Annotated in this window: 14 protein-coding genes and 1 riboswitch; of the genes, 7 read left to right on the forward strand and 7 right to left on the reverse strand. The window is 59.1% G+C overall.

Features of this window, described 5'->3' with window-relative positions; translation table 11 throughout:
- Nucleotides 1-82 precede the first annotated feature (82 nt).
- The gene (locus AB4N74_RS02890; RefSeq protein ID WP_460098134.1) at nt 83-949 is read right to left on the reverse strand and encodes a pirin family protein; all 867 of its coding nucleotides are present in this window, start codon (nt 947-949) and stop codon (nt 83-85) included.
- A 61-nt stretch (nt 950-1,010) separates the two neighbouring features.
- Nucleotides 1,011-1,427: an OsmC family protein gene (locus AB4N74_RS02895; protein WP_093439968.1), complete on the reverse strand. Its 417-nt coding sequence runs from the start codon at nt 1,425-1,427 to the stop codon at nt 1,011-1,013.
- Nucleotides 1,428-1,555: 128 nt separating this feature from the next.
- On the opposite strand from AB4N74_RS02895, the gene AB4N74_RS02900 reads away from it, so the two are divergent.
- Both AB4N74_RS02900 and AB4N74_RS02905 read left to right on the forward strand, forming a co-directional pair.
- The gene (locus AB4N74_RS02900; RefSeq protein WP_371748283.1) at nt 1,556-2,611 is read left to right on the forward strand and encodes an amidohydrolase family protein; all 1,056 of its coding nucleotides are present in this window, start codon (nt 1,556-1,558) and stop codon (nt 2,609-2,611) included.
- A 130-nt stretch (nt 2,612-2,741) separates the two neighbouring features.
- On the forward strand, nt 2,742-4,367 hold the full coding sequence (locus AB4N74_RS02905) for a methyl-accepting chemotaxis protein (RefSeq protein ID WP_460098137.1): 1,626 nt from the start codon (nt 2,742-2,744) through the stop codon (nt 4,365-4,367).
- A 266-nt stretch (nt 4,368-4,633) separates the two neighbouring features.
- On the opposite strand, the gene AB4N74_RS02910 is transcribed toward AB4N74_RS02905, so the two are convergent.
- The 3 genes from AB4N74_RS02910 to purM are packed head-to-tail and all read right to left on the reverse strand — an operon-like array spanning nt 4,634 to nt 7,064.
- A complete protein-coding gene (locus tag AB4N74_RS02910; RefSeq protein ID WP_460098139.1) occupies nt 4,634-5,347 on the reverse strand; it encodes a DUF3108 domain-containing protein in 714 nt (237 codons plus the stop codon).
- Between the two features lie 8 nt (nt 5,348-5,355).
- Nucleotides 5,356-6,006, reverse strand: coding sequence for a phosphoribosylglycinamide formyltransferase (purN, locus tag AB4N74_RS02915; protein WP_093439988.1), 651 nt, complete (start codon nt 6,004-6,006; stop codon nt 5,356-5,358).
- The gene (purM, locus tag AB4N74_RS02920) at nt 6,006-7,064 is read right to left on the reverse strand and encodes a phosphoribosylformylglycinamidine cyclo-ligase (RefSeq protein ID WP_099758397.1); all 1,059 of its coding nucleotides are present in this window, start codon (nt 7,062-7,064) and stop codon (nt 6,006-6,008) included. The genes purN and purM overlap by 1 nt, the downstream gene beginning before the upstream one ends.
- Nucleotides 7,065-7,438: 374 nt before the next feature.
- On the opposite strand from purM, the gene AB4N74_RS02925 reads away from it, so the two are divergent.
- The 5 genes from AB4N74_RS02925 to AB4N74_RS02945 all read left to right on the forward strand — a co-directional run bounded on the left by AB4N74_RS02925 (nt 7,439) and on the right by AB4N74_RS02945 (nt 12,098).
- Nucleotides 7,439-8,491 carry a DUF2066 domain-containing protein gene (locus AB4N74_RS02925; RefSeq protein WP_460098141.1) on the forward strand — a complete coding sequence of 351 codons (1,053 nt, stop codon included), beginning with the start codon at nt 7,439-7,441 and terminating at the stop codon, nt 8,489-8,491.
- A gap of 34 nt (nt 8,492-8,525) precedes the next feature.
- On the forward strand, nt 8,526-9,599 hold the full coding sequence (locus AB4N74_RS02930) for an AI-2E family transporter (RefSeq protein ID WP_116256513.1): 1,074 nt from the start codon (nt 8,526-8,528) through the stop codon (nt 9,597-9,599).
- A gap of 206 nt (nt 9,600-9,805) precedes the next feature.
- Nucleotides 9,806-10,510, forward strand: a complete 705-nt coding sequence (hda, locus tag AB4N74_RS02935) for a DnaA regulatory inactivator Hda (protein ID WP_007919828.1) — start codon at nt 9,806-9,808, stop codon at nt 10,508-10,510.
- Nucleotides 10,511-10,724: 214 nt separating this feature from the next.
- The gene (locus AB4N74_RS02940) at nt 10,725-11,342 is read left to right on the forward strand and encodes a C40 family peptidase (protein ID WP_007919826.1); all 618 of its coding nucleotides are present in this window, start codon (nt 10,725-10,727) and stop codon (nt 11,340-11,342) included.
- 219 nt (nt 11,343-11,561) lie between these two features.
- Nucleotides 11,562-12,098: a C40 family peptidase gene (locus tag AB4N74_RS02945; protein ID WP_093440008.1), complete on the forward strand. Its 537-nt coding sequence runs from the start codon at nt 11,562-11,564 to the stop codon at nt 12,096-12,098.
- Between the two features lie 134 nt (nt 12,099-12,232).
- On the opposite strand, the gene AB4N74_RS02950 is transcribed toward AB4N74_RS02945, so the two are convergent.
- Nucleotides 12,233-13,546 (reverse strand): PQQ-dependent sugar dehydrogenase, encoded by a 1,314-nt coding sequence (locus tag AB4N74_RS02950; protein ID WP_460098144.1) that lies wholly within the window; start codon nt 13,544-13,546, stop codon nt 12,233-12,235.
- Between the two features lie 66 nt (nt 13,547-13,612).
- On the reverse strand, nt 13,613-14,197 hold the full coding sequence (locus AB4N74_RS02955) for a hypothetical protein (protein WP_077571724.1): 585 nt from the start codon (nt 14,195-14,197) through the stop codon (nt 13,613-13,615).
- Between the two features lie 163 nt (nt 14,198-14,360).
- Nucleotides 14,361-14,590: riboswitch (cobalamin riboswitch) on the forward strand.
- Nucleotides 14,591-14,663: the final 73 nt, after the last annotated feature.

The following is a 14,663-nucleotide window of genomic DNA, read 5'->3' on the forward strand; positions in this document are numbered from 1 at the left end:
CGTATGACGTAAGACACCTCGGTCGGCCCCCTCTCCCTACGGGCGGTCCGACGTTTCGGGAGGGCTGGGGTGAGGGTGCTTTTCAGCGCGGCAACTCGATCCGCTCAACTTCCCCCGGCACCGTCGGCCAGTCCCCGGTCACCCATTTGCGCCGCGCCTCATCAATCGCCGCCGGATCGCTCGCGACAAAATTCCAGTTGATCCGCCGAGGCCCATCCAACGGCGCGCCGCCAAAAACCACCGCGTGCACATCACTTTCGGCAAACAGACTTATCTCTTCCCCGGCCGGCAATACCGCCAGCGCATGCGGTTCAAGCGCTTCACCGTTCAGTTGCGCATCCCCACTCAACACATAAACCGCCCGCTCTTGATGCTCGGTCGGAATCAGCAAAGTGGTCGCCGTTTGCATCTGCACTTCCGCATACAACGTAGGAGAAAGCACCGGCACCGGCGATTCCAGGCAAAAGCCTGAGCCGGCAATCATGCGGATCTGTACACCCAGGTTGTCGCTGACCGGCAAGGTCGCCGCCGGGTGATGGCTGTAATGCCCGGGACCTTGCTCGTGCTCCTTGGGCGAGGCCAGCCAGATTTGCAAACCGTGCATCGTGAAGCTCTGCTCCCACAACGGCTCAGGCGTGCGTTCAACGTGAGCAATCGCGCTGCCAGCGGTCATCCAGCTGACATCGCCAGCGCCGACCACCTGATCGGAGCCAAGGCTGTCCTTGTGCTGGATCTGACCTTCGAACAGATACGTAAGCGTCGACAGACCGATGTGCGGGTGCTGTCGGATGTTCATGCCTTTGCCCGTCGGATAAACCGTCTGGAGCATGTGATCAAAAAACACGAATGGCCCGACACTGCGGCATTTGGCTGACGGCAGCGGACGCAGAATCGGCTGGCCTTCGACGTCTTCGGCGCGCGGGCGGATGATCAGAGGTTGCGTGTCCATGGTGCATTCCAGGCTGAGCGGGTGATGCCAGAAGCATAACCCGCCGCTGGCATCAGGAGGGTTACTGGCTATCGAAGCCTTGCGGGGCGTGGGTTTCGATCGTCACGTCGCTGGTGGTCATCAGTTTGTGAATCGGGCAGCGATCGGCGACGCGCAGCAGTTCCTCACGCTGGGCATCGGTGAGTACACCTTTGAGGGTGAGGGTGACGTGCAGCACGTATTTGCCTTTTTGTTCTTCGCTGTTATCGCGTTTGACGTCGACCCCGACGCCGGTCAGCGGAATGTCTTTCTTCTTCGCGTACATCTTCAGGGTCAGCGCTTTGCAGGCGCCGAGGGCGGCATCGAAGTAGTCGTGCGGCTCAGGCGCCGTGCCTTCGCCGCCGGCGGATTTCGGCACGTCGGCAAACAGTTCGTGGTCATCAATCTGTACGGTGTGACGAAAACCTTCAGCGGAGACGGTATTGACGGTAACGGTCATGGGAACCTCACTGGCAGTAGGAAAAGTCGTTCGATCAAAAAAGACCTTGCAGTTATAGAGCATTCCCACCGGTACGCGTTCCACTTTCCTGCGGGATGAACCCTTGTCGTCAGGGCGGGGTCTAGGCTATGCCTACTTCCCGGAGATTACTTGTGTCCCTGTATCGTCTGAGTCTTGCCTGTCTTCTTCTGGTTGCCGGCAGCGCCAGCGCCCGCGATTACACCTACAGCGATGCGCACCTGCATTACGTGGATTTTTTCCAGGAAAGCGCGGGCATGGCGAAATTGCTGACAGCCATGCAGGACAATTCCATCGAGCATGTGATGATTTCCGGTATTCCGGTGGCGAAGAAATGGCACGAAGACGAACCCAAGCGTCCGCGCTATTACGCGGGTGACGACGCTGACGCCTACTGGTACAGCGCAACCGATGTGATCGTTGCTGATGCCGTGCAACAACTCAGTGCCGAGCAGCGCCCGTACTTTCATCCGTTCCTGTCCGGCTTCAACCCCAACGACAAGAACTCCGCCGCACATATCCAGCGCATGCTCGACCTTTACCCAGGGCTTTGGCAGGGCATCGGCGAAGTGTTTACCCGGCATGACGATCTCACGGCGCTGACCTCCGGCGACACGCCGCGGGCCAACAATGAAGCGATGACCAAGATCTATCATCTGGCCGCCGAGAACGATCTGCCGGTGATGCTGCATTCCAACATCACTTCCAAGCGTGAGAAAAATCCGCTGTACCTGAAGGAAATCGAAGAGCCGCTGCGTAATCACCCGCATACACGATTTATCTGGGCGCACGCCGGCACCAGTGCCGAAATTCATCGGCATCAGACACAACTGAAGTTCTTGCTGCCCACGCTGACGCGCATGCTTGAGGCGTATCCCAACCTGTTTATCGACTTGTCCTGGAGCATGCTCACGCCGTACCTGCTGGACGAACAGGGCACGCCGCGCGTGGAGTGGCTGGCGCTGGTCAGGAAATATCCGGAACGTTTCATGCTCGGCTCTGACGTGGTCGGGCGTTTCAATAAGCTCGGTGAAGAAATGCGAAGTTTCAAACCGTTCCTTGATGCGCTGCCGGAAGACGTTGCGCAAAAAGTCGCTCGGGATAACTTCCTGGCAATCTTGCCGCGAACGGTGCTCAAGTCCGGCAAAAGCACGCTGAATCGTTAATGCCAACGGTTCGAAGGATCAAGGCCTTTTGATATCGCCTTTTCGTCTTACGCAAATTTTCGCCGGGCCGATACCTTCTAAAGCAACCAGCTGCAGGGTTGATGCAGCGCTTTTGGAAGGAACCAGAGCAATGAGTATCCGTAGTCTCAATATTGCCCCGCGCGCCGGCCTCGGTTTTGGCTTGTTGGCGCTGATGGTGTTTGTTCTTGGCGCGTTCGCTTTGCTGCAAATGTCGAACATGCGCGCGCAGTCCGACGAGGTCGATAACAATTGGTTGCCGAGCGTGATGGCGGTCGGCGAGATGAGTCAGGACATGCTGCGCCTGCGAGCGTTGACCATGCGTCTGTTGCTCAATCGTGATCCGCAGGCGCTCGAACAGAACGTTGCCAAACTCAATGAATTGCGCGGTGTGCTCAGTGAAGCCCAGCAGCGATATGACGTGCTGATCGTGTTGCCCGAGGAGCGCAAGCTGTTCGATCGCTTCAAGGTTGCCGAGTACCAGTATCTGGAGTTTCAGGCACAGGTCATGCAGTTGTCGGCGCAGAATCGGGTCGCGGAGGCTGCGACCATTCTCAATGGTCAGATGAGTCCTTTGGCCGACGAAATCGCAGTGCTTTTGCGCGAACTGGTTGAGCTGAATAAACACAATGCCAATCTCGCCACTGAAGCTGCGCGGTTGGTGTTTATGAATTCGCGGGTGTGGGTCGGGGTGATGATTGGCGTGACCACGCTGATCACCATCGGCCTGGCCCTGTTGCTGACCCGCAGCATCGTGTTGCCGCTGGCGCAGTCGTTGGGCGTGGCCGAGGTGGTGGCGGGTGGCGATCTGACCGGCGACATCAACATCAGCGGCAAGGACGAGCCGGCGCGGCTGTTGCAGGCGCTCAAGAGCATGCAGTACAACTTGCGCGAGACGATTCGGCAAATCTCGGAGTCCTCCAGCCAATTGGCCTCGGCGTCAGAGGAGCTGAGTTGCGTCACGGAAGACGCTACGCGCGGTTTGCACCAGCAGAGCCTGGAAATTGAACAGGCGGCCACGGCGGTTAATCAGATGACAGCTGCAGTGGAGGAGGTTGCCAGCAATGCCGTGGCAACGTCAGAAGCGTCGCGGGAATCCGATCGTATTGCCCAGCATGGTCGTGAACAGGTGCATCAAACGGTGTTGTCCATCGAATCGCTTGCCGATGATGTGACGGCCAATGCCAGCCAAGTAGAAGATCTGGCGCAGAAGGTCTATAGCATCAGCAAAGTGCTGGACGTGATCCGTTCGATTGCCGAGCAGACCAATTTGCTGGCGCTGAACGCTGCGATTGAGGCGGCGCGGGCCGGTGATGCCGGGCGTGGGTTTGCTGTGGTGGCGGACGAGGTGCGGGCCTTGGCGCATCGCACCCAGCAGTCGACGCAAGAGATTGAGCAGATGATTGGCGGGATTCAGCAGGGTACCGATTCGGCGGTCAGTTCAATGCAGCAAAGCAATGTGCGTGCGCGTTCGACGTTGGAGCTGGCCAAGGCTGCCGGGACTGCACTTGAAGAGATCGCCTCGGCATTCACGCTGATCAACGAGCGCAATCTGGTGATCGCCAGTGCTTCGGAGGAGCAAGCGGCGGTGGCGCGGGAAGTGGATCGCAATCTGATGAATATTCGTGATCTGGCGATGCAGACATCGGCTGGGGCCAATCAAACGAGCGCTGCGAGTCAGGAGCTGTCGCGGTTGGCGGTGGATTTGAACAGCATGGTGGCGAAGTTTTCGGTCTGATTGTGTGGTGAACCTGAGGCTGCCCTCACCCTAGCCCTCTCCCAGAGGGAGAGGGGACTGACCGTGGGACATTAGAGAATTACGCCGACCTGATCTAATCCATAATCGACTCGGTCTTTCAGGTCGATGTAGCTGGTCAGACATCTCGGTCGGCTCCCTCTCCCTCGGGAGAGGGCTGGGGTGAGGGGCAAGGGTGGCGCAAGTCCCCAATCCAGCAGGCGAAAAAAAGCCCCGCATTTCGCGAGGCTCTTTGCTGTAACGGCAGATCAGCTGCCTTTAACGGCTTTGCCGTTGACGTTGCCGTCCTGGAGCATGATGTTGTACTCCTTGCCGTCGGTTTCAACCTGTTGCAGGCGAACCAGCAGGTAATCCCAATCCTTGGCGAACCAGAGGACCGTGGTGCGCTTGCTTTGTGTCGGGTCGCGCACACGCTCGACCTTGATCGCATCGATCTTGCCAGCCTTGGTCTCGACTTTCTCCGAGCCCAGCACGCGGAAGTCATAGGTATCGACTTCACCGTCATCGACCACTTGATAGCTCATGGTCTTCTTGCCGGCAGCTACGTCATGTTGCAGTGCCAACTGGTAAGTGGACTTGTCGACCATGCCGCGATTCAGTGGAATCTTCACCGCGTCGCCACGGTCGGTACCGGTGACCATTTTGCTGTTCCAGTCGAAATCCAGATCAGCCTTTTTCGCTTTTCCCAGACCGCCACGTTCAAAGTGGTAGGACTGCGGTAGCAGGGTGTCCTTGTCCAGGGTCAGGGTGCTTTCTTCGGTCAGGCTGGCAATCATCATCGAAGCCTTGAAGCTGAGCTTCCAGACGCCGTTGGCTTCCTTGACCAGACTGCGCTCGGCGGTGCCGCTCATGGGCAGCTGCTTCCAGTCGGCGGTGTAGCTGGCGGAGAACGGTTGAAGGTCCGCTGCCTGCGCGAAGGGCAGGGCGAGCAGAGCGCAAGCGAAGAGCAGGGCGCGACGCATAAAATCTCCTAGTTTCGAATCAAGTGGCCGCTGGCCGCGAGTAACTGCCCGTCCAGTAAAGCACCGTGTTCACCGAGTGCCAGTCTGCCTTCTGCAAACCAGCGCACTGCCATCGGATAAATCAGGTGTTCCTGAACGTGGACTCGCTGCGCCAGACTCTGCGGCGTGTCGTGCAACTCTACCGGTAATACTGCCTGTACGACCAGTGGTCCGCCATCGAGTTCCTCGGTGACGAAGTGCACGGAGCAGCCGTGCTCAGTGTCACCGGCCTCCAGCGCGCGCTGATGAGTGTGTAACCCTTTGTATTTGGGCAGCAGCGACGGGTGGATGTTGAGCAGGCGACCCTGATAGTGGCGAACGAAATCAGCGCTGAGAATGCGCATGAAGCCGGCCAGCACCACAAGTTTCGGTTTGAATTCGTCGATCAGTTCGATCAGGGCAGCATCGAAGGCCTCGCGACCTTCGAATGCCTTGTGATCCAGCGCGCGGGTGGCGATACCCGCAGCACTGGCGCGTTGCAGGCCGTAGGCATCGGCGCGATTGGAAATCACTGCAGCGATGCGGACCGGGCTGTCGCCGGTCCGCGTGCTGTCGATCAGAGCCTGCAAGTTACTGCCGGTGCCGGACAACAGCACCACGACATCACAGGTTGCGGACATTAATGAGCCTTAAGGTTCTGCAGATCAACCTGGGCAGCGCCTTCGGCAGCAGCAGCGATCTGACCGATGACCCAAGGCTGTTCGCCGGCGTCACGCAGGGTTTTCAGGGCTACTTCAACGTGCTCTTGAGCCACGCAGATGACCATGCCAACGCCGCAGTTCAGTACGCGGTGCATCTCGGTTTCGTCAACGTTGCCTTTTTCCTGCAGCCAGTCGAACACGGCAGGGCGAGTCCAGCTAGCCACGTCAACCACCGCCTGAGCGCCTTTTGGCAGTACGCGCGGGATGTTGTCGAGCAGGCCGCCACCGGTGATGTGGGCCATGGCTTTGACGGCGCCGGTGTCTTTGATCAGCTTGAGCAGCGGCTTCACGTAGATGCGGGTCGGGGCCATCAGCAGGTCGGTCAGCGGTTTGCCGTCGAGCTGGATGTTTTCGATGTCGGCACCGGAGACTTCGATGATCTTGCGGATCAGCGAGTAGCCGTTGGAGTGCGGGCCGGACGATGGCAGAGCGATCAGCGCATCACCAGTGGCGACTTTCGAGCCGTCGATGATTTCCGATTTTTCCACGACGCCGACGCAGAAGCCGGCCAGGTCGTAGTCTTCGCCTTCGTACATGCCTGGCATTTCAGCGGTTTCGCCGCCAACCAGCGAGCAACCCGACAGTTCGCAGCCAGCGCCGATGCCGGTTACCACCTGGGCAGCGGTGTCGACATTCAATTTGCCGGTGGCGTAGTAGTCGAGGAAGAACAGTGGCTCAGCGCCGCAAACGACGAGGTCGTTGACGCACATGGCAACCAGGTCGATACCGATGCTGTCGTGCTTGTTCAGGTTCAGCGCCAGACGCAGCTTGGTGCCGACGCCGTCGGTGCCGGAAACCAGAACTGGCTGCTTGTAGCCGGCCGGGATTTCGCAGAGGGCGCCGAAACCGCCCAGGCCGCCCATGACTTCCGGGCGCGCAGTGCGCTTGGCGACGCTCTTGATGCGTTCGACCAATGCTTCACCGGCGTCGATGTCTACACCGGCGTCCTTGTAGCTCAGGGAGGGTTGCTTGCTCATGATCCAGGCCTTTAGGGGAGGGGATTCAGGGGTAACGACCGAGTTCAGCGGGAACGTCGAAATCGAGGGTGGCGATGGCCTCACGCGAGTTTCGAGGTGCCCGGCTGTTGCCGGTCTGCGAAGGCGCGCGATTTTATCAGGCTTGAGGGGCAGCGGCCATCCTCGCACCGACGGGCAGGGCCATATCAGCGGAAATTTTTTGCAATTGAGCCGTATGAACGCCTGTATAAGGTGTGGCGATTAACCGTCTATCGTTATCACTGTGCAAAAACTTACCGCTACCGTGTGAATGTTTTGCGATGGCAGATTGTCACAGCCTTGCTTAACCGGTTCACGCGGCCTGTTCCAGCCGCTCCTGTCGACGGGAATTTTCCATGCGTTTGTGTAAATTGTTGTTTGTGGGTTGTTTGTCTCTGCTCAGCCTGGCGAGTCACGCCGAAAATCTCAAAGGCCTTTATCAAGTGCGTGAGCCGGTCAACGGCCAGGCGCCGGAAGAACGTGATCGCGCCACGCAGGCGGCGCTCGACACGTTGGTGCTGCGTTTGACGGGCGATCCGAAAGCTGCGCAAAACCCGGGGCTGGCGGCGATTCGCAAGGATCCGCAGCAAATTATCAGTCAGTTCGGTTTCGATGCCGGGCCGCCGGAGGTGCTTAAGGTCGATTTCGATCCGGCGACCACCGAGCAGGCGCTGCGTCGGGCCGGCCTGTCGTTGTGGGGCGCCAGTCGGCCGTCGATTCTGAGCTGGTGGCTGAATGATTCGGCTGAAGGTTCGAGTCTGGTCGGTGATGGTCAGGCCGCTGCCGCGCCGTTGCGTACCGCCGCTCAGCATCGCGGCTTGCCATTGCGTTTGCCGTTGGCGGACTTGAGCGAGCAACTGGTTGCCACGGCGCCAGCGCTGGAAGGCACCGATCCGGCACCGTTGCGCGGCGCCTCCGAGCGCTACAACGCTGACGCCTTGCTGGCGGTGCATGCCCGCGAAGAAGGCGGGCAATGGCAGGCCAAGTGGCACTTGTGGCTGGGCGACCAGAAAGAGGCGGGCAGTGTGCAGGGTGCCGATCAGGCCGCTGTCGCTGATGCGGTGATGCTGGCGGTGGCTGAACGTCTGGCGCCACGATTTGTGGCCAAGCCCGGCGCTTCGGGTCAGCAGACCCTGGAAGTCCAAGGCATGAATCTTGAACATTACGCGGCGCTGTTGCGGTTACTCGAGCCGTTTGGCGTGCGTCTGCAAAGTGTTGATGGTGATCGCATCGTTTATCGGGTCAATGGCAGCGCCGATCAAATGCGCGCGCAGTTGTCGCTGGCCAAGTTGCAGGAGTTGCCAGCCGAAGCCCCGGTGGCCGCGCCACAGCCAGTGGCTGGTGGCGCAACACCTGTCGCGGCGCCAGCCCCGACCCCGGCAGCACCGTCGTTGCGGTTTCGCTGGTAAGTCTTTCCTTATATAGAAGCAACAGGAGTGGTACATGGCCGATACGCGGCGTTGGTTCTGGCTCGGTGGGGTAGTCCTGCTTTGCGTGTTTGTGTGGTTGCTGCACCCGATCCTCACGCCGTTTCTGGTGGCGCTGCTACTGGCTTATCTGTTCGATCCGTTGGTGGATCGACTGGAAAAACTCGGGCTGTCGCGAACCTGGGGCGTGATCGCGGTGTTTGCGTTGTTCACGCTGATCGTCACCGCACTGATGCTGGTGCTGGTGCCGATGCTCGCCAAGCAGTTGCTGCGTCTGTACGAACTGGCACCGCAGATGCTCGACTGGTTGCAGCACACAGCTGTGCCGTGGGCGCAGTCGAAGCTGGGGTTGTCGGACGGTTTCTGGAAGTTCGATAAGGTCAAGGCCGCGATCAGCGAGCACATGGGTCAGACCACCGACATTGTCGGCGTGGTGCTGAGTCAGGCAACGGCCTCCAGTCTGGCGCTGATCGGCTGGCTGGCCAATCTGGTGCTGATCCCGGTGGTGAGTTTCTACCTGCTGCGCGACTGGGACGTGATGATGGCCAAGATCCGCAGCCTGTTGCCGCGTGATCGTGAAGAGCGTGTAGTCGCGCTGGCTGGCGAATGTCATGAGGTGCTGGGCGCGTTCGTTCGTGGTCAGTTGCTGGTGATGCTGGCGCTGGGTGTGATTTATGCGGCAGGCCTGATGATTGTCGGTCTGGAACTGGGGCTGTTGATCGGCCTGATCGCGGGGCTGGCGGCGATCGTGCCGTACATGGGCTTCGTGATCGGCATTGGCGCAGCGCTGATTGCCGGGTTGTTCCAGTTCGGTGGTGATCTGTACCCGATGGTCGGGATCGTCGCGGTGTTCATGGTTGGTCAGGCGCTTGAGGGCATGGTGTTGACCCCGTTGCTGGTGGGTGATCGTATTGGTCTGCACCCGGTGGCGGTGATCTTCGCGATTCTGGCTGGCGGCGAGCTGTTCGGTTTCACCGGTGTGCTGTTGGCCTTGCCGGTGGCGGCGGTGATCATGGTGCTGGTGCGTCATGTGCACGACTTGTACAAGGATTCCGAGATCTATAGCGGTGTGGACGAGCCGGAGTTGTAACGGTGCAGGGCGGCCCGGCGATTAGCCGGGTTGGCCCGTGTCCTGCAGGCGTTGGCGCCAAAGAATCTGTCATAAAACCAGCGTGTTAACGCAAACCTTTGATTTTGCTTGGACTCTGTCGCATTGTGCGCTCAGCTTCACGGGTATAAACTTCGCAAACTTTACACAGAGGCCACTAACGGTTCCTTGAGAACTGTTCAGTCAGCATGAAACCGATTCAGCTGCCCCTAGGTGTGCGTCTGCGTGACGACGCCACCTTCATCAACTACTACCCAGGCGCCAATGCCGCTGCACTCGGCTATGTCGAGCGTCTATGCGAAGCCGACGCCGGCTGGACAGAAAGCCTGATCTACCTGTGGGGCAAACACGGCGTAGGGCGGACGCATCTGTTGCAGGCCGCGTGCTTGCGCTTCGAGCAGATGGGTGAACCGGCTGTGTATTTGCCGCTGGCCGAGTTGATGGACCGCGGCGTTGAAATCCTCGACAACCTCGAACAGTACGAACTGGTTTGCCTGGACGACTTGCAAGTGATTGCCGGCAAGGCTGACTGGGAAGAGGCGATGTTTCATCTGTTCAACCGTCTGCGTGACAGCGGTCGGCGTTTGCTGATTGCCGCCTCGACTTCTCCGCGTGAATTGCCGGTCAAACTGGCTGACTTGAAATCCCGCCTGACCCTGGCGCTGATTTTCCAGATGCGTCCGCTCTCCGATGAAGACAAATTGCGCGCCTTGCAATTGCGCGCGTCGCGTCGAGGTCTGCACCTGACTGACGAAGTCGGGCATTTTATTTTGACTCGCGGCACTCGCAGCATGAGTGCGCTGTTTGACTTGCTTGAACAGCTCGATCAGGCCTCGTTGCAGGCGCAGCGCAAGCTGACCATTCCCTTCCTGAAAGAAACGCTAGGCTGGTAACGGCGCGGCTTTCAGCGTGTTTCGGCATATTTCAGGCGCCAGAAAATCCGCTTTCCTGCGAGGTGCGCAGGCCGCGTATCGGTTCAAATGGGCTTAAGCGCTTAGATGTAAACGAGAAACCGGGAAGTCACAAAAAGATCGATTGAATTTGCAAATGAGGCTGATAGCGGGCATAGTCTCGGCTTCTTTACAACTATCAGCCACGGTCGTGCCCATGCTAAAGCGCTTCGCACCCCTCGTGCCTCTCGCACTCGTCACCCTGTTGTACGGTTGCGCTGCTCATTCTCCAGTTCAAGAGCAGCCTCAACAGGTTAAAAATTCTGCCACGGCTCAGTCTTCCGTTATTTACCAGGAAGAGCTGGACACCGAAAAAGAGCTCAACGAATTCAATGGCAAGAAGCCTTATCAGCTTCCTGTTCTGGCCGACAGCATCCTTGAACGCGGCATGTCCCTGATCGGTACCCGTTACCGTTTCGGTGGTACCTCTGAAGCCGGTTTCGATTGCAGCGGTTTCATCGGCTATCTGTTCCGCGAAGAAGCTGGCATGAACCTGCCGCGCTCGACCCGCGAAATGATCAACGTCGATGCGCCGCTGGTCTCGCGCAGCAACCTTGAGCCGGGCGATCTGCTGTTCTTCGCCACCAACGGTCGTCGCGGTCGTGTCAGTCACGCCGGGATCTACCTCGGTGACAACCAGTTCATCCACTCCAGCAGTCGTCGCAGCGGCGGTGTTCGCATCGACAGCCTGGGTGACAGCTACTGGAGCAAGACCTTCATCGAAGCGAAACGCGCTCTGGCCAACGCTCCGACTGTAGTCACTGCTCGCAAGTAATCCCCTGTTGTCGCTGCGTTCGCGGCGACAATCAGGCTTCCGGTAACGGAGTAGACGTAGACTTTACAAGGTGAAGTTAAAGTCTTACTTGAAGTTTGCCGCGTAGCCGCTAGAATCCTGTATCTATATTGATGGCAAACCGCCTGCGTGCTCACGCAGGCGGTTTTGTTTTCTGTCCATCGGCAGAAAAAGCCGCAGCCAGATCAGGATGTTCTGCTTATGACGATGTCGGCCCGCCTCACGTTGATGTTCTTCGCAGCGCTGCTCAGCGCCTGCGCCAGTCGTACGCCGCCACCTGCGCCGGTGGTTCGCGCTCCGGTCGTATTCGGTCCTTCGCAAGCTTTCTCGCCGGCTGCTGAAGACGTGTTGTTTCGCGCGCTCGGCCTGGTGGGTACGCCGTATCGCTGGGGCGGCAACACGCCGGATTCGGGATTTGATTGCAGCGGGTTGATCGGTTTTGTCTATCGTGATGCGGCGGGGATTTCGCTGCCGCGCTCCACGCGCGAGATGATCGTCATGCAGGCGCCGAATGTCGGCAAGGAAGGCTTGCAGACCGGCGACCTGATCTTCTTCGCCACCAATGGCGGCTCGCAGGTCAGTCATGCAGGGATTTACGTCGGGGAAGGGCGCTTCGTGCATGCGCCGGCCACGGGCGGCACGGTGAAGCTGGACAGCCTGTCGAAGGCGTACTGGCAGAAAGCTTATCTGAGTGCCAAGCGGGTATTGCAGCCGGAGCATCTGGCGCATAACCCGTAATTCAAGTTGCCTAAAAGCTAATGTGTAGGTGTGAGCCTGCTCGCGATGACGGTGTCACATTCAACATCAATGTTGAATGATCGACCGCTATCGCGAGCAGGCTCACTCCTACAGTTGTTTGTGCATGGCGAAAATTATTTGCTGGCCGACACTCGCCACACCTTATTGCCAACATCATCCGCCACCAGCAAACCACCTTGCTGATCGATCACCACGCCTACCGGCCGACCCAAAGCATTCTCGTCCTTGTCGAGGAACCCGGTCAGCACATCCATCTGTTTGCCGCTCGGCTTGCCGCCGGTAAACGGCACGAAAATCACTTTGTAGCCACTGTGCGGTTTGCGATTCCATGAGCCGTGCTGACCAATAAACGCGCCTTCCTTGAACTGCGCCGGCAGCGTGTTGCCCTCGGCGAAGCTCAGGCCCAGTGAGGCGGTGTGCGGCCCGACCGCGTAATCCGGGGCGATGGCTTTGGCCACCAGGTCCGGGTTCTGCGGCGTAACACGCACATCGACATGCTGACCGTAATAACTGAAAGGCCAGCCATAAAACCCACCGTCTTTCACGGAAGTGATGTAGTCCGGCACCAGATCACTGCCGATCTCGTCGCGCTCATTCACCGCTGTCCACAGTGCGCCGCTGGTGGGCTCCCACGCCAGGCCATTGGGGTTGCGGATGCCTGAGGCAAAAATGCGGTGATTGCCGGTCGCCCGATCAACTTCCCAGATCGCCGCGCGACCTTCTTCCTTGTCCAGGCCGTTTTCGCCGACGTTGCTGTTCGAACCTACGGTGACGTACAGCTTGCTGCCGTCCTTGCTGGCAATGACGTTTTTGGTCCAGTGGTGATTCAGTGTCCCGCCCGGCAGATCGGCTACCTTGATTGGCTGCGATTTGATCTCGGTCGCGCCGGGTTCGTAGTTGAAGCGCAGCAGGCGATCGGTATCGGCGACGTACAGATCGTTGCCGACCAGGGTCATGCCGAACGGCGAGTTGAGGTTCTGCAGAAACACCGTGCGGGTCTCGGCGACGCCATCATGATCGGCGTCACGCAGCAAGGTGATGCGGTTCGGACTCGGCACGCCAGCGCCGGCCTTGCCCATGACCTTCTTCATTACCCAGCCACGAATGCCACTGCTGTCATCAGGCTTTGGCGGGGCATTGGTTTCCGCCACGAGCACATCGCCGTTGGGCAGCACATAGAGCCAGCGCGGATGATCGAGGCCTTCGGCAAATGCCGCGACCTGGGTGCCGGCCGCCGCAGTCGGTTTGCCGCCCTCGGGCCAGCCGATCGCCGGGGCGATGTTCACCGTTGGGATCAGGGTCTTGTTCGGTTCGGGCAGCTTGGGTGACGGACCGGTGCCGTCGGTGACTTGCAGGCTGGAGGATTCACCGCAGGCGGCGAGCCCTCCGGCGAAGGCGATGACAAAAACGAGCTGGGGCTTGCGCATTGCTGATCTTCCCTATGAATGCATTCCTAATCATAGAGGAGGGCGCAAGCCCGATGGTTCAACTGCTCAGCCGCGGGCTTCCTTGAACAGCACGGCGATGCCCGGGTGATAGTTGCCGGCTTCGCTGCGCAATTTGCGGTAGGCGTAGGGGAAATACCAGGCGACCGCGCAGGTGTGTTCCTTTTGCAGGTCGTCGACCATGTCTTGTAGTTCTTCGGGGCTGGCGCTGTGCTGGGCTTTTTGTGGCGCGACAAACAGGCAGCCGAGCTTAAGATCGCTGGCGTAGCTGATGCGTTTGGCGTCGTTGGTGATGTCCAGCAGGGCTTGAGTCAGATTCAGGTTGGTAACCTTTGGCCAGCGCTGAGTGGCCTGGATAAAGGCGCGGTCTTCGGCACCGGCGAGAAACAGATCGGCGCGGGCATTGCGCTCGCCTTCTTCGTTCTGCTTGCGCGTGGCAGTGTCGTTCAAAGTGACCAGCTCAGCCATCCAGGCTGCGGCCGAGAGCAATCCGAGATTGGCTTTCTCGTCATGCCAGTAAGGGGTGTCGCTGTCGCCGCGCACGGCGTTGTAGCGGTCGATACAGTCAAACCAGCGTTCAAGCACCGGGCGCAGGAATTCCAGGCGCGGGTTGCTGATGATCATGCCTTGCATCGTCATCATCCTTTATTGTTGTAGTGGGCTTTTCGAGAAAAGCATGGCTCTTTGATATCATTTGTATCAGTGTGGCACAAGATTGGCGGCAGATAAGTGATCGGCGGCAGTTATTCGCCCGATGGCCCCCTCTTTAATTGACGCTCCACCCCCAACCCTCTAACCTTCGCGGCTTGTTTCAGGTGCTCTGTGACCTGCGTCGACAGAGTGAAACAGGGAAGCCGGTGAGGGTTGTCTTCGCACGAAGAACCACCACGATCCCGGCGCTGCCCCCGCAACGGTAAATGAGTGAAAACTGCGCCTTGAGCCACTGCCTCGAAAGAAGCGGGAAGGCGCGCAGTCAGGCATGCGCCGCTCATGAGCCCGGAGACCGGCCTGATCCATCCAGCGGCATCACGGTGGGCGATGCCAGGCTTTTTGCCGTCTATTCTTGTGCCTGCCCGCCGTTATCCAGCCTCAACGGAGA

The sequence above is a fragment of the Pseudomonas sp. H3_C08 genome (genome assembly GCF_054669455.1).

Coding starts and splice junctions, on each gene's coding strand:
- AB4N74_RS02890 (WP_460098134.1), bottom strand. CDS start 949: ATGGACACGCAACCTCTGATCATCCGCCCGCGCGCCGAAGACGTCGAA.
- AB4N74_RS02895 (WP_093439968.1), bottom strand. CDS start 1,427: ATGACCGTTACCGTCAATACCGTCTCCGCTGAAGGTTTTCGTCACACC.
- AB4N74_RS02900 (WP_371748283.1), top strand. CDS start 1,556: ATGCCTACTTCCCGGAGATTACTTGTGTCCCTGTATCGTCTGAGTCTT.
- AB4N74_RS02905 (WP_460098137.1), top strand. CDS start 2,742: ATGAGTATCCGTAGTCTCAATATTGCCCCGCGCGCCGGCCTCGGTTTT.
- AB4N74_RS02910 (WP_460098139.1), bottom strand. CDS start 5,347: ATGCGTCGCGCCCTGCTCTTCGCTTGCGCTCTGCTCGCCCTGCCCTTC.
- purN (WP_093439988.1), bottom strand. CDS start 6,006: ATGTCCGCAACCTGTGATGTCGTGGTGCTGTTGTCCGGCACCGGCAGT.
- purM (WP_099758397.1), bottom strand. CDS start 7,064: ATGAGCAAGCAACCCTCCCTGAGCTACAAGGACGCCGGTGTAGACATC.
- AB4N74_RS02925 (WP_460098141.1), top strand. CDS start 7,439: ATGCGTTTGTGTAAATTGTTGTTTGTGGGTTGTTTGTCTCTGCTCAGC.
- AB4N74_RS02930 (WP_116256513.1), top strand. CDS start 8,526: ATGGCCGATACGCGGCGTTGGTTCTGGCTCGGTGGGGTAGTCCTGCTT.
- hda (WP_007919828.1), top strand. CDS start 9,806: ATGAAACCGATTCAGCTGCCCCTAGGTGTGCGTCTGCGTGACGACGCC.
- AB4N74_RS02940 (WP_007919826.1), top strand. CDS start 10,725: ATGCTAAAGCGCTTCGCACCCCTCGTGCCTCTCGCACTCGTCACCCTG.
- AB4N74_RS02945 (WP_093440008.1), top strand. CDS start 11,562: ATGACGATGTCGGCCCGCCTCACGTTGATGTTCTTCGCAGCGCTGCTC.
- AB4N74_RS02950 (WP_460098144.1), bottom strand. CDS start 13,546: ATGCGCAAGCCCCAGCTCGTTTTTGTCATCGCCTTCGCCGGAGGGCTC.
- AB4N74_RS02955 (WP_077571724.1), bottom strand. CDS start 14,197: ATGCAAGGCATGATCATCAGCAACCCGCGCCTGGAATTCCTGCGCCCG.